We start from the raw sequence: 15,662 nt of genomic DNA, 5'->3' as shown, positions 1-15,662 counted from the left end.
TTAGCTCGCTCAGGCCTGCTCGCCTGCTTCCTTGATGGCGGGACGCTCGCCTTCGGACTCTCCCGTCTCCTTTACCTCGTAGTGCCTGCGTTGGAACTTCACGAGCCCTTGTGGCCTGAAGACCATGACCAGGACCATGATCGCGCCGAAAAGCAGCATGCGGTATTCGGAGAAGGCGCGCATATATTCGGGCAAGAGGATGAGGATGAACGCGCCCAGGATGACGCCCAAAATGGAGCCCATGCCTCCCAAGACAACGATGGAAAGAATAAATGCCGATTCAAGGAACGTGAAGCTGGCCGGGTTGATGAAAGTGGTCTTGGCGGCGAAAACGACTCCGGCGATGCCGGCCCAGGTGGCTCCCAGGGCGAAGGCCAGGAGCTTGGTCTTCATCTTGTCGATGCCCATGGCTTGGCAGGCGATCTCGTCTTCACGTAGGGCCATCCAGGCTCGCCCTATGCGTGATTCCTTGAGACGGTTAACCACCAGAATGGTCACGAGCACCAAGCCGAGCATGATATAGTAGAGGTACGTAACCGACTCGCTCACCGTAAAGTTCATGCCGAAGAAGCCAGGTCGCGCTATGTTGGAGATGCCGCTAGGACCTTTGGAGAATTCGTTCCAGTTCTCCAGCACGAGCCGGATAATCGAACCGAAGCCCAGGGTAACGATGGCGAGATAGTCACCGCGCAACCGCAAAACAGGAAAGCCGAGCATCAGGCCGAACAAGGCGCCCAAGAGAGCGCCAACCGGCAACACCGTCCAGAAGCCCAGCCCGAAGTGGTAATTGAGCAATGCATAGGCGTAGGCGCCCACCGCATAGAAAGCGACATAACCCAAATCCAGCAGTCCGGCTAAACCAACGACGATGTTCAGGCCCAGGCCGAGGACCACGTATAACATTGTCGAGGTCATGATGTTGGTTTGGTAAGTGGAGAACACCAAAGGAAAAACAACGGCGACAGTAGCCAATATGGCTAAGGCTGCCACCCTGAAATGACGATGCCCCGCGAGTCGCTTGGCCAAAGGCAAGCTCGCAGTCTGGTCGGAGCCTTTCTTTGCGCGTCCGAGTTCGCGGCGCTGGAGAAGGTAGCGCCAGACGAAGGACAAGATGAAGGCGCCCAAGCCGACCCACAAAAGGTTCATCCAGCGCCATTCGATGGTTTTGTAGATGGTGTTCACGCGGATGACCATGAGGGGGAAGGTCAAAAACATGAACCACGCGCTGATGATGAGCGATTTCTTCAGACCGTGCATACCTAAAAGCCCTGTCGCTAGATATTTCGTGCTGTTCTCTCGTGCAAACGGCCGGCCTGGGCCAGCATACCTGCGCCTCCGGTTAGACCTTCTGCGTGGGCGGCTTGCCCAAGAGGCCAGAGGGCCTGAAGATGAGGATAATGACCAGCAGCGCGAATGCGAACACATCCTCGTAGTCGCTGGAGATATATCCGGTAGCGAAACTCTCGGTCCAGCCCAGGATAAGCCCACCGAGCACGGCCCCGGGGATACTGCCGATACCGCCCAGCACTGCGGCGGAGAAGGCCTTGATGCCCGCGATGAAGCCGATAAAGAAGTTGATCTGGCCAATGTGCGAGGCAATGAGCACGCCGCCGATGGCCGCCAGGGTCGAGCCGATGATGAACGTGGCGGAGATGACGCGGTCAACATTGACACCCACGAGTTGCGCCATCTTACGATTCTGGGCCGTGGCGCGCATGGCCTTGCCCAGTCGCGTGTACTTGATGAACAAGGTCAGGCCGACCATGACCAGGGCCGACACGGCAACAATGACAAAGTCACTGGAGCCCATGACCATGGAATATGGCTCCATGAACCCGAAGTTCGGGATGAGCCTCGGGAAGGGCAGGAAGTCGGAGGTTTGGGCGAGCAGCACGTAGTTCTGCAGAAAGATGGACATGCCGATGGCGGAGATGAGCGGGGAAAGGCGCGGCGCATTGCGCAACGGCCTATATGCAATCTTCTCCACCGTATACCCGTAAGCTCCGGCCCAGATGACCGCCGCGACAAGGGCAATGGCCAAGATGGCCAGACCGGGGAAACCGAGCACTCCGAGCACACCGGCCACGATCAGCCCGGTGAATGCGCCGATCATGTATATTTCGCCATGGGCGAAGTTGATGAGCTCGATGATGCCATAGACCATGGTGTAGCCCAGAGCGATGAGCGCGTAGATGCTCCCTCTGGTCAAGCCACCGAAGAAATATTCCCAGAAGAATTCCATTACTACCTGCCGAGTGTTCCCGAGTCCGCCATTGTGAAGGCCGTTCCGTCGCAGGCGCGCATGCGCCGGCAGTCCAAAGGCCCGGCTTAAGCCGGCGCCCGTTCCAAATCGGAGGGCCGAGGCGTGGGTTTCGCGGAGCATACCCGCGGACGCCACCGGTTTAACGGGATATGGATCGTTTAGCAACAATTAGGGGGCGGACTCATTGTCCGCCCCCTCGATGATCACGTCAGGCCATGGTAGCTACTTGAGCTCCACGAACTTACCGTCCTGAACCTGATACATGGAGAAGCCCACGCCGATAGCGTCACCCTTCTCGTCGAAGGAGATCTTGCCGACCGGGGTTTCCACGTACTCACTGCGCAGGGCCTTGATTACGGCATCGTATTCGGTGGAGCCGGCTTTCTCGATGGCGTTCAGGAGGGCGAGGCTTGCGGAATAGGCCTCGGGGAAGAACGCGCCGGGCTCGGAGCCGAACGCAGCCTTATGCTGCTCAATGGCCTGCTGGTAGATCGGGTTGCTCGAAATGTCGCGCGGGCCGGAGGCGTAGACGCCTTCGGCGTCGGCACCCGCAACCTTGATAAAGGTGTCGTCCTTCACGCCGTCGTCGGACAGGAAAGGCGTCTTCATTTGCTTCTTACGCATCTGCGAGACGATCTTGGAAGCTTCAGGATGGTAGCCGCCGAAGATAACGGCGTCGGCGCCGGACTGACGAACCTTGTTCACCACGGCGGAGTAGTCCACGGCACCGGGAGTTACGCCCTCGAAGAGCACAACCTGAGCCTGGCCGCCCTGCTCAATGAAGGACTTGGCGAATTCGGCGTAGCCCTTGCCGTAATCGCCCTTGTCATGAAGCACGGCGATCTTCTTGGCTCCGAGAGTCTGGATAGCATAGTCCACGCCCATCTTGGCCTGAGCGTCGTCGGAAGCAATGGTGCGGAAGAAGTTGGGGTAATCGCCGCTTTGGGTCAGGGGCGGGTTGGTGGCCGAGGGCGACATGCAGATAAGCTTGGCGTCCCTGTAGATGGGCATAGCGGCCTTCGTAGCGCCGGAGCAAATGTGGCCCATGACGATCGTCACCTTGTCGGAAACGAGCTTGGTGGCTACGTTGGTGGCCAGTTCAGGCTTGCACTGCTCGTCTTCAGCCTGAATGACGACCTGACGACCGAGCACGCCACCCTTGTCATTGTACATCTTGGCCACCAGCTTGGCGGCATTCACAGAGGGCAGACCGTAGGAGGCTAAGTCGCCGCTATGGGCGCCGGCCACGCCGAGAACGATCGAGCCACCAGCCGGAGCAGCTTCAGGAGCGGCCTCGGTCTTGGCCTCTTCCTTCGTCGGCTCGTTACCACAACCGGCCAGGGCGATAAGTCCCACGCATGCCAGGATCAGCATAGAAAAAACGCGTTTCATAATCCTCTCCTTGAACGAATGTTGAACGACCGACCATCGCTGAAGTCGGCTTTTCCCTTGAAAGCTCCAATATTACTAAATATCGCATTTTAAAGAATGCTGCAGTCCTGTCAATATGCCTACCTGAACGTAGCCAGGTCAGTAACTATTGCGTTTTAGGAGGGCTTGAGCCCTGCTCAATGCGCTAGTTGCCGTGGGCTTTCGCTTCACGTTCGATCATCTCCAAAAGCTGGGGATCGCCTTCGGCATGCTCTCTGGCCTTGCGCATGTGAAAATCTGCTTTCTGCGCATCATTAAGATAATGGCTATAGAGCACTGCCAAATTAAAGTGCGCGCCGGCATCATCGGGACGCTTGGCCAGCAGTCGCATGAGCGTCTGGGCGGCCTGCTCGTGTTGCTGCGCCTGAAAAGCGGCCATGGCCAGCAGCCGTAAGGCTTCGATATTGTTCGGATCTGCCTCAAGGGCTCGCTGCAGAAAGACCTCGGCCCGTTCGGCTTCCTGCATGCGCATGAAAGCCTTGGCGATGTCCAGATTCGCCTGCGGGTCATCGGGTTTCTCACGCAACGCAGCCATGAGCTTACCCATTTCGCTCATATCCTGCTGACCAGGCATGCCTTGGGAAGCAGATTGCCGCGGCTGACCCAGGAATTCCTTGCGCGAGGGGCTCTCCAGCCTATGAAAGACGGACGAGGCAAACATAACCACGAGCCCAATGGCGGCCAGAGCCACCATCAGTTTTGTCCCCTGGTTTACCTTGCCCTCGGGTGCGGTCTCAACCATGATTCCTCCTAGACCTTGCCTTCGCCGCGCTCTTGCAGAACTTCAAGCTGCGAAATACGCCGGTCGATCTCAGCGGCCTTGCGTGACATCCAAAACACATACATCCCTATAAAGACCCAGACCACGCAATTGGCGGTCAAAACATATTCGGTCGCAGTCATCGGCGCCCTCCTTTGCTCAGGCTTCCCACCCAAGCTCAGAATCGGTTTCATAAATCCTGCGGACACTGGGCAGGTTGGATTCGGTAAGCTCTTCCTGATTAGCTATAATTATAAAAGCACTTACAGCCGTCTTCTCAAAGCCGCTTCCTGTAGAAATGAGATGGACACGGCGGCTTCCAGCAGAACCTTGTGGAATCAGAACATGCGTCCAAGAGTGCAATTGTAGCATTTAATCCCATTGGCTGGCAGCGGCTAAGCCTTCGATACGACGTAATGCGCTGAGTTGGCGATAACGCAGCAGTAGCAACGCTATCCACAGTAAGCCCATGGCGCCGAGGTTGGCCAGAACGGCATGCCACATAGCCGGCTCCATGCCTCCGCCCTGGCTGCCAAGAACCGCCGGGTGGATGGAGCGCCACATGCGCGCCGAATAGAAAACCAGCGGGACGTCCAAAAATCCCACGATGCCCAGCACGGCGCAGGCCATGGCCCGACGTTCGCCGCCTAATGGCGCGCCACGCAGCACCAGATAAGCCGCGTAAATGAACCACATGATCAGCGTGGTGGTCAGCCGCGGGTCCCAGGTCCACCAGACGTTCCAGGCAGCACGACCCCAGATGGAGCCCGTGGCCAGGGCCAAGCCTGAGAAAAGCACGCCGAGTTCCGCAGCGGCGCCGGCCAGCAGGTCAAAGACTTCCTTGCGTCGCAACAAGTACAAACCACTGCACGCAAAGACCAGAAAGAAGCTCAACATGGCCCACCAAGCCAGGGGCAGATGCGTGTAGAAAATTTTCTGCACCATCCCCATGCTCTGCTCCATGGGGGCATAAACCCAGATTAGCCACTGGCTGGCCAGCAGGGCCGGAATGGAGGCCAGGGCGAAAATTCCAGCGCGCGACACGTTTTACTCCTCTCCGGTGAATACGAAGGGAAACAACACTACGGCCGCGGCCGTGAACATGGCGTCAAAGCCAAGCACCAAACCCAGCCAGCCCGAAGTCTCGCTATCCGCTGCCGGGGCAAACAACCCGGCCCCGATGCGGATTCCAGCCAGGAGCACAGGCACCAACAAAGGAAACAAGGCTACGGACAGAAGCGATTCGCGGCCGGCTTGGCCTTGGGACAGCGCACCCAACAGCGAGCCCAGCACCGCCAGGCCCCAGTCGACTGCGAGCACCGTTGCGAACACGGGCAACGGAGAGCCCAGCACATCCTGACCCAAAAAAACCACCACGGCAGGCCCGAATACAATCTGGATCATCAACAGCAAGGCTAGACCGGCCACGGCCTTGCCCAACCAGACGGCATGCACGGGCACCGGCGCGAGCAACAGTCCGATGCGCGCACCGCCACTCTCTTCGAGCCCATACAAGGTGTTGAAAATCAGCACCAGTCCGAAGGCGCTGGAGAGCCAGAATACGGCTGCCGCCCCCTGGGCAGGCATTATCTGGCCCACCGGGGTAGCCAGACTGAAGACGAAAATAAGTAGAAGACCGAGCAGCGCCGCCTGGGACAGGCCCTGCCCTCCCGCGAGCACCAGGCGCAAGTCCTTGGCGGCAATGGTCCATGCGCGGCTCAGCACAGCATGCTCTCAGTGGGCTCAAAGTCGGAAGCCAGTCCCGCGTAGCGCATCCGGCTTTCGCCTATGGCCAAGACATGATCGGCCAGAGGCAGATCCGCGGAAACCTGATGGCTGACCCAGACCAGAGCTACGCCTCGATCGCGGGCGGCGGCAATTTCATGTCGAAGTGTCTGCATGGAGCGAGCGTCAAGCCCCGTGCCTGGCTCGTCCAGGAATATAAGGCTAGGCTCCACAAGAAAAACCCGCGCCAATGACAGACGCTGAGCCATGCCGCGCGAAAAGCGCCCGGCCTGCTCCTCGGCCGCCGCAGCAAGCCCGGCACGCTCCAGAGCCGCGTCGATCTGCGCGGCCTGAGGCTTGTGGCCGTACATGCGCGCCCAAAAGACCAAGTTCTCGCGAGCCGTGAGCCGCGGATAAAGGAACGTTTGGTGCCCCAGGTAGGCCAGCTTCTCCTGCCCCACACGCAGCTCGCGGCTGCCGGCCGTTGGACGCACGAGTCCAGCCATGATGCCCAACAGCGTGGACTTGCCCGCGCCATTTGGGCCGACAACGAGCCAGACCTCGCCGGCACGCACATCCAGGTTCACGCCCTTGACCACGAGCTTGCGTCCGTACAGCTTGCCCACGCCGCGCAGAGCGAGCAGCACCTGATCCTCGCCGCTCATGCAGGCTCCGATCTCAAAGCTGGGTTCACATTTGCTCCCGCTGCGTCGGGGCGTCGTCAGGGCGTCCGGATCTGCTGCGCAGAGCCAGGAATCCGGCCAGGCACATGAGCGTGCCGCCAATCCAGATCCAGTTGACCAGCGGATGCAAACTGAACTTGAGGCTGGCCGCGCCCTGCTGAGTCACGCCCAGCAGAGTGGCATAGACTTCCGTGCCAAGAGAGAAAACCGTTGAGACCTCGGCGAAGGGCTGATCGAAACTCTGGTACAGACGGCGCTGGGGCCTGAGCATGCCCACTAGCTCACCGCCCTGCTCGACCCGAACCTTGGCTTCCACCAGGATCATGGCCTCGCTGCTGCGTTCCTCGAATCCTTCGTAGATCATTGTATAGCCGCCCATGTCCATGGAGGCGCCGGGCTGAAGCACGGCTTCCCGGCTGAACTGGTACGGTCCCGACACAGCCACTCCCAACACGACGAGTCCCAGGCCGAAATGCACGCCCCAAGCGCCCAAGGAAGAGCGGCGTCTCCGCACGCTGGCATCAAGGGCCACGACCAGTACCACGCCAGCCAGACATGCCGCTGCCAGTCCAGTACCTGCCATGGCCAGGGGCTTGGTCATGCCTCCCAGCGCTAATGCCACGATGGCCGCAACGAACACGCCGACGGCGATACCCAGGCCGCGCCTGTCGCGGAGCCCTTCTCTCCACTGCAGCCAGGGGCAGACGAGCAACAGGGCGGCGATACCCAGGAAGAGCGGCAAGGTCACGCGGTTGTAGAAGTGCGCATCGAGACCTATGGGCTGGGAGCTCCACAGTGAGCTGATGACCGGCCACATGGTGCCCATGAGGATGACGCCGCCAATGGCCAGCAGAAGCCAAGCCGTGAGCACCAGGAAGCCGGGCCTGCTGTATAGGCCGGAAAGCTCCCGTCCCATCTCGCCACGGCCGACAGCAACCACCAGCGCAGTCATGATCAGCCCGGAGGCGATGAACGCGAGCAACGGCCCACCGATACCTCCGGCTCCGAAGGCGTGCAGGGACTGCACGACGCCGCTACGCACGAGGTAGGTGGCGAAGTAGCATAGCACCAGAGTGACCGTGACCAGGACTACGTTGGTGCGCCTGAGCGCCCCGCGGCGTTCCTCGATGAGCGCGGTATGCAGGAAGGCCGTGGCCGACAACCATGGAATGAGAGAGGCGTTTTCAACCGGATCCCAAGCCCAGTATCCTCCCCAACCCAGCTCCATATAGGACCACCAGGCACCTAGCACGATGCCCGCCGTGAGAAATATCCAGGACAGAATGGCCCAGTTGCGGCCCATGTCCAACCAGGAGCGGCGCTCACCCGTGAGCCAAGCCGCCAAGGCAAGACATGCGGGAATCGTGAAGCCGCCGTAGCCCAGGAAGAGCAGCGGGGGGTGGAAGATCATTCCTGGATTCTGCAATAAAGGATTCAGTCCGCGACCGTCGGCCGGCGCAGGAGAGAACTCGATGAACGGGTTGTTCCAGTTGGTGAGAGCCAACATAAAGAAGCCTTGCACCAGGAAGAAGAACAGCCAGTACAATACGCGCGTCTGCCCGGCCAGTTCACGATAGTTCTTGGTAAGCGGGAAGACCGAGCCCATGAGCGCCACGGTCCAGGCCCAGAAGAGCAGCGAACCCTCTTGTCCGGCCCAGAAGGCGGTCACGGAGTAGAACAGGGGTAACACCGAGTTCGAGTATTCGGCCACGTACTTGAAGGAAAAATCCTTGCCCACGAAGGCGGCAAACAGGATTGCCGAGGCCACGGTCAGCACGGCGGCCACGGCATGGTGGGCATACTCCAGAACGACAAGGCCTTCTCCCTTACCCTGCCAAGCCTGGTAGGCCGCGGCAGCGCCAGCGAACAGACTTAGCAGCAGGCAGAACAGCAGGCTCCAGTAGGCTACGAGAATCATGCGCGCTCCATCGGAAAGATTTCAGGGCGTGGGGAAGATAGACTGCTCCGAGGATAAACTCAACCAGGCCGTTTGGTCCCGGTGGAGTTCGGTATCAGACACAGCATGAAACGCAAACGTGGAATGCCGTAACAGGGCTTGCAATAGATTGAGGAAGGATCTGCATTCCCCATACTTGTCCGTCAGGTTCAATATGCCCTGACTCCACGCAATCCGTGGGTGCAAAGCCCCGTAGCGAGAACATCGAAAACCGTCTGGGCGCGGGCTAGCCCCGGTTCTCTTTCTCGTACTTGGAGGGACACTTGGTCATCAGCATCGAGGCCGAAAACACTTGCGACTGAGGATCGAGGCCGCCTTCGACAATGACCTCCACTCCCGGCTTGAACGTATCCGGCACGGCTCCTCCGTAATCAACCCGGATGCGCTTGCTCGCGTCATCCTTGTCCACAAGCTGGAAAACCACGCCCAGACTGCCGTCCTTGGAGTGCAAACCATCGGCGGCCACGGTGCCGAAAAGCCTGGCTTGAGACAGTTTTCCAGTCTCCATGGCCAAGGCCTCGGATACATTCAGGAAGTACACGCTGCCTCCGGACAGACCGGAGTACAGCAAATAGCCGAGTCCACCAAGAAACAATAAGAGGGCCGCGATGTAGATGCCCTTGCCGCCCTTGGCGTTATTCATGGAACCTCCATAGAGGGGGGTGTCTCTTCTCGTTGCGCCGAGCGCCCATCAGGCTCGCGGCCGGTACCGCGCACCAGGCTTTCCTTGCGCGACCGCGCCAACTCTCTCATGTCGACGACCTGATCGGTCTCGTCCACAATCTCTTTGCCTAGTATCTCTTCAAGCACGTCCTCCAGGGAGATTACTCCCGAAAGGCCGCCATACTCGTCCAAAACCACCAAAAGATGGTTTCTGGATTCTAAGAACTTATTGAGTACTTTGTCCAGGGTCGTGGTTTCCTGGACGAACTCCACGGGTTTCATCATCTGCTCCAGGCGCAGGTCGTCCTGGTCGTTGGCCAAGGCTTCCAGCAGCTCTCGCCGATACACCAGGCCGACAATGTCCTCGCGGTCCTCACCTTCATATACCGGGATGCGGCTGTGCGGCCAGAGCTTGGTAGTCGCCCGGGCCTGGGCCACCGTCAATTCCGCAGGCAGGGAAAAGACCACAGTGCGCGGAGTCATGGTCTGCTCGACGCTCTTCTGATCCAGGGACAGAATGTTGCGGATGGACAACTCCTCGTAAGGCTTGATGAGTCCGGCCTTGCGCACCAGGCTGACCGTGGCCCGGATGTCGTCCTCCGTGGTCTGTGGCCCACGCTTCCTGCGCTTGCCGAGCCGTGCCGGCAAACCAAGGGCCCAGATGAGCGGAGCAGTGGTCAGGATCATGATACTTATAGGGCCGGTAAGCAGCGGCGCAACGGTCCGCGTATAACTGACCCCCAGCGTCTTGGGGATGATTTCGGAAAAAATAAGGATGATCACGGTGAAGACAACCACGAACAGAGGCAGCGATTCGGCTCCGAAGACCTCGGCCGCGGCTGCTCCGGCTATGGAGGCCCCTGCGGTATTGGCGATGGTGTTCAGGGTCAAAATGGCGGTTATGGGGCGCTCGATGTGCTCGCGGAACTGGAATAGAATCTCGCCCGATTTTTTTTTCTGTCTGCGCAGATCCTCTATCCTGCTCCAAGGCACGGAATACAGGGCCGCCTCGCTTAATGAACATACGAACGATATGCCTGCGGCCAGGCCCATGGCCATAATAAGCTCAAACATGATGCTGTGTGGAACCGCCTTGGCGGTTGGTGGTTAGAAACGCTTCGCCCCGTGTGGGGTAATCTTGATCTTACTACCAAATGGCCTTGCCCATCGCAAGTCGCCCTTGGGTGGACGCGCTTGACTCGCCAGGCCATCTGCCGCATTGATTTGCCCTGGACATGATGACCAATACCACTTTCCAGACCATCGGCGTGTGGCAGACCGCCTACCTGGGGGACAGCGTGTTGACGCTGCCGCTCCTGCAGGCCCTTGCCGAAGCATATCCCGTCGCGCGCATCCATTTCTTCGTGCGCCGGGGATTCGGCGCGCTTTATGCCGGCTTGCCCTACTTGGCCGGTGTGCATGAATTCGATAAGCGCGGCACGCAGGGCGGGCTGCCCGGAGCCTGGCGCTACGGCAAGGCCTTACGGCCCATGGGTTTCGACCTGTGGATCTCGAGCCATCGCAGCCTGCGTAGCGCGCTTGTGGCCAAGGCCGTGGGGGCGCCCGTGCGCATCGGCTATTCCACGCCTTGGTTCAATCGTCTGTCCTACACCAAAGTAATCGATCGCCGCTTCGGGCAGGCCCATGAAATCGAGCGCCTGAACCGATTGCTTATCCCCCTGGGCATTACAGCCGGTGAGAATTGGCCGCATTTCACCCCACCGGCCAAGGCCGTGGAGGACGCGGCTCGCTTTTGGCGGGAGCATGGCTTGGATAGCCAGGCAACGCATGTGATCGGACTGCATCCCGGCAGCGTCTGGCCCACCAAGCGTTGGCCGGCCACGCATTACGCCCGTCTGCTTGACCTGGCCGTAGAGCATGGCCTGCGCGTCATTGTCTTTGCCGGGCCGGGCGAGGAAGCCATGGCCGCCCAGGTCGTGACGGAAGCGCGACACGGCACGGACAAGGCGGTAATCAACCTCTCCGGCAAGCTCAATTTGCCCGCCCTGGCTGCCTATCTGGCGCGCTTATCGGTGTACGTGAGCAACGATTCGGGTCCCATGCACCTGGCCTGGATCCAGCACGTTCCGGTCGTTGCTTTGTTCGGCCCGACAGTGGAGCGCTTCGGTTTCTACCCCATGGGTCCGCGCTCGCGAGTGCTGGAGGTCGATCTGGATTGTCGCCCCTGTGGCCTGCACGGTCATCAGCAATGCCCGAAAAGCCATCACGAGTGCATGGCACGCATAACGCCTGAAAATGCTTGGCAGGCCGTGCGCCAAGTCCTGGCCGAGGAGACAACGTGAGCGTGCCAGGACGCGTTACCGTGCACGAAGCCGATTCAGAGGCCGGGCATGTGATCGAGTCAACGCAAGCCGCCGTGTTCCGCCTGAGCGCCCTGGGCGACGTGGTGCTCACCACGGGCGTGCTCGATTGGTGGCACAGAAGGCACAATCTGCGTTTCACGGTCATCACCCGCGAGGCTTTTGCCAAGCTCTTCAAGCATCATCCGGCCGTGGAACGCGTGGTGGGCATTACCCCCCAAGGACTTGAATGCTGGTTCAGGACCGCCAACGAGCTAGCGAAGACCTACGGCGACCGCATGCTCGTGGATCTGCACGGCACCGGCCGTTCGCTGCTCTTGGCCTCCTTGTGGAAGGGTCAGGTCAGGCGTTACCCCAAGCACTCCCTGCTGCGCAGACTCTACCGCCTGGGCCGATTTGACTGGGCCGGCGGCAAACTTGCCCGGAACAGTGTGCCCCAGCGCTATGCCATGGCCCTGGACACTCCGCCGCCGTCCGCCGAACAACTGCGACCCAAGATATTCCTGCAGGAGCGCGAGTTGGCGCAGGCGCGCATATTCCTTCTGGAACGAGGCGTGAGTAACGGCGAACGCCCACTAGCGGCCCTGCATCCCTACGCCACCCACGCGGCAAAGGCTTGGCCCCACGAGAATTGGTTCCGCCTAGTGGATCTGCTGGAGGACGGCGGTTGGGATTGGATCGTAATCGGCCAAGACCGAGCGCCTTTTCTGCGCGATCGCGCCGGAGCCAGAGACCTTACTGGGGGCTCGGACCTGCGCGGAAGCTGCGCCTTGCTTGCAGCCTGCAGCGTGTGCGTCACGGGCGATTCAGGCCCCATGCACATGGCCACGGCCGTGGGAACGCCGGTAACGGCCCTATTCGGTCCCACCACGCGAGCTTGGGGTTTTTTTCCCTCTGGTGAGCATGACGTGGTCCTTGAACGCGCCCTGCCGTGCCGCCCCTGCTCCCTGCATGGCGACAGCGGTTGCGTGCGAGGCCGCGAATGCCTGGCCGCGATCACTCCCGAAGAGGTCTACCGAGCCCTCATACAGGCGGCCAGTCCCTTACGCAGGTAACAACGGGGAACAGCGCAAGAGCCGGGAAGGGCTTTGCCCTCCCGCTGCCATGCTGTCCTCTCCCAGCGCACACCAGCTTCCCTTACCCGCGCCAACCCTGCCTTAGAGCATTTTGCTTTTGAAAATGCTCTGCGAGCCATGCTTCGGCATGGCTCGCCGCCGCGTAGGCGTAGGCGCAATTCACTTGCGCCGTCAACGCTGGAGCGGGCGTCTTAAAAGCAATCCGCACTAGTTCTCTTTAAGATCAGATTGCGTTCACTCTCTGCCATCAAGCCCAAAAGTGAGATTTGGACCTTTGTACTCATTTCCTTATTTCCATAAAGCCGGTGACCTGCCCAGCACTTTTCGGACCAGCTTTATCAATTATCCTCCGGGGGATTGGGCAATCCTGTCCGCCGTAAAGCATTTTGCTTTAAGGTCCTCGGCGTCAGGTTCCAGCTTGTCGAACGATGGGGCTGGAGCCAGATGTCTATTCCCATAGCCAGGATAACCGGTTGCAATTATTTGCCATGCGCTTTAAGAGTGTGACAAATCAATTCTCCATACCGGCAACTGAGGTGGATATGTACTGTGGAAACTGCGGAGCAAAGCTGTTTGAAGAGGACAACTACTGCCGTAGTTGCGGAAGTACGATAGACAAGGCAATGGAGCCGCCTTCCACTTCACGGGCAGTCCGAGACATCGACTCCACAGCGGACAAGACTGACTATGCCCTCTCTGCATTGCAGACTCCCAATCACGATGACGTACCTCCGACACCGCCAGATTCATTCGCCTTTGCCGGAGCGACCGTCCCCACCACTTACCTGGAGGCTAAAAGCGAATTCAAGGAAGAACAGAAGGGATTCGAGAAAACCATTGGTTCCCTCAAACTTAAATACGATGCACAGGGTAAGGTCAAGTTTGGCGGCCTCCTGTATCTTTTTTCAATCTTTATTTTTTTTCCTCCCTTTGGTGCATTTGCCAATCTTATTCACATTAATGAAATCAAAGCTAACTGGTCAGCAGTTCTTACAAATGCAGATCTAATTATCTTCTATGTGCCAGCATTTGCCTATTTATTTTTAACTTTATATATAGTTTTCTTGTACTACAGAAGAGACAAGGGGTTATCATCGTGGTGGATCGGAAGCTGGTCCGCTTTACTAGCCGCTGATGCGCTTAGAGCTTTATATTTTGATCGGCATGGATTACCCAATCACTTGTTTCAAGAGCAAATCGAATCATTGGTCGGAAGATTATTTTGGGTCGGCTTATGGTCTATATATCTTCTTTGCTCGAAACGCGTGAAGCACACATTCGTGAATTGAGCTCCTTGGCTAGCGCGCGTGAACATGGCGTAGGACATCCAATGAACGTCTGGCTACCAGATGGAAGCATAGCCATATTCAAACACTTATTTAGCTATGACCAAAATGCAATGCTTCCAAGATAGACAACACGGAAGCTCCATCGACATAATACTTAATGCTAACCTTGCTGTAGTAGGATTGAATGTAGAGGAACCTCTCTTTTGCTATCTTCCCACCAGATTGATACGTTAGTTATAGCGGGATGTTAAGGCCCTTCCTCAACTTCTGGTGTTACAATCCTTCAAAACTCTTAAGTTTTTCAATTGTATTTTCAGCCTGAAAGCAACCTCTTCAGGTCCGCCCTTTTCTTCCGATAAGACAAAATGCCGACCTTTCTTCCATTGTAGACCACAAGAGGTCCTCCCAGGAACCACATGCACGACCAGACGCATTCCGCCGCCCCTTTCATCCAGGTCACCTACCGCTACAAAAGCCACGTCCTTAGGCTCACTGTGCCCCAAGGCGAGGCCTTTCTGGTGGGGGACATCTTCCTTCGCGAGGAATACCCGCTGACCAAACTCAAAGGGGTTTTCGGCCGGGTCGTTGTTCTCGACATCGGGGCCAACGTGGGGCTTTTCTCCATCTACGCAAAACTGAATATCCCCAACGCCACGATCCACTGTTTCGAGCCTTCAGGACTGATGCGCAAAGCCCTGGAGATCAATACGGCACCCTTTGCGAATATCCACCTGCATCCGGTCGCCCTGTCCGATCATGATGGGGAGCAGACTCTTTTCCTCAACCCGGTGAAGACGGGGCAAAGCTCCCTCAAGCCGAACCAGGAACCCACCCGAGAGCCTTTCGGCCCGACTCTGGTCGAGGAAACAGTTCAGGTGTGCGATGCGGGCAAGGCTTTTGACGACCTGCAACTGGACTGCGTGGACATCCTCAAGGTTGACACCGAAGGCTCGGAAATCGAAATACTGAAGAGCCTTGGGTCCCGTCTGGAGCGCATCAAGCATGTGTATCTCGAATATCACAGCCAGGCGGACAAAAAGGAAATGCACGAACTGCTTGCGGACTTCGTCTTGCTTGAGCACTTTGAACGCGGGGAGAACGTGGGCATCCTCAAGTACATGAACAGTCGCCTGTAAGACTGCGCTGAAGATACTGAGAGTCTTGTCTGACGCCTTTTTGCGAGTGAAGAGGGGCTTCCAATAGAGCATTTTGCTTTTGAAAATGCTCTGCAAGCCATGCGTCGGCATGGCTTGCCGCCGCGCAGGCGTAGGCGCAATTCACTTGCGCCGTCAACGCCGGAGCGGGCGTCTTAAAAGCAATCTGCTCTAGTCTACATGCCATTATGCCTTTTCATTCTCCCGCCAGCTTGCCTTGAGATAAACGAGACCCCCACCAGACTACATCTGGTGGGGGTCTTTTCATGCCCGACTCTTCAGAACCGATAGAGGAACTTCGCAAGCCCGAGGCTTGCAACGAGTTACCCTACAAATTGGC

At 58.4% G+C, this 15,662-nt stretch carries 15 protein-coding genes; 4 read left to right on the top strand and 11 right to left on the bottom strand.

Annotation, left to right across the window (positions count from 1 at the left end; all coding sequences use genetic code 11):
* Positions 1–9: 9 nt before the first annotated feature.
* From H585_RS0113880 to H585_RS0113830, 11 genes are all read right to left on the bottom strand, one after another.
* Entirely contained in the window at positions 10–1,257 is a 1,248-nt protein-coding gene (locus H585_RS0113880) for an ABC transporter permease subunit (RefSeq protein WP_014261161.1), read from the bottom strand.
* Between the two features lie 82 nt (positions 1,258–1,339).
* On the bottom strand, positions 1,340–2,242 hold the full coding sequence (locus H585_RS0113875) for a branched-chain amino acid ABC transporter permease (RefSeq protein WP_005985880.1): 903 nt from the start codon (positions 2,240–2,242) through the stop codon (positions 1,340–1,342).
* Positions 2,243–2,485: 243 nt separating this feature from the next.
* Positions 2,486–3,655 carry a branched-chain amino acid ABC transporter substrate-binding protein gene (locus H585_RS0113870; protein ID WP_014261162.1) on the bottom strand — a complete coding sequence of 390 codons (1,170 nt, stop codon included), beginning with the start codon at positions 3,653–3,655 and terminating at the stop codon, positions 2,486–2,488.
* A 184-nt stretch (positions 3,656–3,839) separates the two neighbouring features.
* Entirely contained in the window at positions 3,840–4,436 is a 597-nt protein-coding gene (locus tag H585_RS0113865) for a tetratricopeptide repeat protein (protein WP_014261163.1), read from the bottom strand.
* A gap of 8 nt (positions 4,437–4,444) precedes the next feature.
* Entirely contained in the window at positions 4,445–4,597 is a 153-nt protein-coding gene (locus H585_RS22615) for a CcmD family protein (protein ID WP_014261164.1), read from the bottom strand.
* Positions 4,598–4,826: 229 nt separating this feature from the next.
* Positions 4,827–5,498: a cytochrome c biogenesis protein gene (locus H585_RS0113855; RefSeq protein ID WP_027368253.1), complete on the bottom strand. Its 672-nt coding sequence runs from the start codon at positions 5,496–5,498 to the stop codon at positions 4,827–4,829.
* A 3-nt stretch (positions 5,499–5,501) separates the two neighbouring features.
* Positions 5,502–6,179, bottom strand: coding sequence for a heme exporter protein CcmB (locus tag H585_RS0113850; RefSeq protein ID WP_014261166.1), 678 nt, complete (start codon positions 6,177–6,179; stop codon positions 5,502–5,504).
* Complete coding sequence (locus H585_RS0113845; protein ID WP_005985867.1) at positions 6,173–6,844, bottom strand: ABC transporter ATP-binding protein; 672 nt, start codon at positions 6,842–6,844, stop codon at positions 6,173–6,175. Before H585_RS0113845 ends, H585_RS0113850 begins: the two co-directional genes overlap by 7 nt.
* 25 nt (positions 6,845–6,869) lie before the next feature.
* Complete coding sequence (locus H585_RS0113840) at positions 6,870–8,780, bottom strand: heme lyase CcmF/NrfE family subunit (RefSeq protein ID WP_027368252.1); 1,911 nt, start codon at positions 8,778–8,780, stop codon at positions 6,870–6,872.
* Positions 8,781–9,045: 265 nt separating this feature from the next.
* Positions 9,046–9,462, bottom strand: a complete 417-nt coding sequence (locus H585_RS0113835; RefSeq protein WP_014261169.1) for a cytochrome c maturation protein CcmE — start codon at positions 9,460–9,462, stop codon at positions 9,046–9,048.
* On the bottom strand, positions 9,459–10,556 hold the full coding sequence (locus tag H585_RS0113830; RefSeq protein WP_027368251.1) for a hemolysin family protein: 1,098 nt from the start codon (positions 10,554–10,556) through the stop codon (positions 9,459–9,461). The genes H585_RS0113835 and H585_RS0113830 overlap by 4 nt, the downstream gene beginning before the upstream one ends.
* Positions 10,557–10,717: 161 nt before the next feature.
* On the opposite strand from H585_RS0113830, the gene waaF reads away from it, so the two are divergent.
* The 4 genes from waaF to H585_RS0113810 all read left to right on the top strand — a co-directional run bounded on the left by waaF (position 10,718) and on the right by H585_RS0113810 (position 15,304).
* Positions 10,718–11,785, top strand: coding sequence for a lipopolysaccharide heptosyltransferase II (gene waaF, locus H585_RS0113825; RefSeq protein ID WP_027368250.1), 1,068 nt, complete (start codon positions 10,718–10,720; stop codon positions 11,783–11,785).
* Positions 11,782–12,858 carry a glycosyltransferase family 9 protein gene (locus tag H585_RS0113820; protein ID WP_027368249.1) on the top strand — a complete coding sequence of 359 codons (1,077 nt, stop codon included), beginning with the start codon at positions 11,782–11,784 and terminating at the stop codon, positions 12,856–12,858. Before waaF ends, H585_RS0113820 begins: the two co-directional genes overlap by 4 nt.
* Before the next feature lie 494 nt (positions 12,859–13,352).
* Positions 13,353–14,168 (top strand): TFIIB-type zinc finger domain-containing protein, encoded by an 816-nt coding sequence (locus H585_RS0113815; protein WP_027368248.1) that lies wholly within the window; start codon positions 13,353–13,355, stop codon positions 14,166–14,168.
* A gap of 416 nt (positions 14,169–14,584) precedes the next feature.
* Complete coding sequence (locus H585_RS0113810; protein WP_027368247.1) at positions 14,585–15,304, top strand: FkbM family methyltransferase; 720 nt, start codon at positions 14,585–14,587, stop codon at positions 15,302–15,304.
* Positions 15,305–15,662: the final 358 nt, after the last annotated feature.

The sequence above is a fragment of the Desulfocurvibacter africanus subsp. africanus DSM 2603 genome (genome assembly GCF_000422545.1).
In the GTDB taxonomy this organism is placed as follows: domain Bacteria; phylum Desulfobacterota; class Desulfovibrionia; order Desulfovibrionales; family Desulfovibrionaceae; genus Desulfocurvibacter; species Desulfocurvibacter africanus.
Note: the sequence above shows the minus strand (reverse complement) of the source record. Positions and strands in the feature narration are given on the sequence as shown.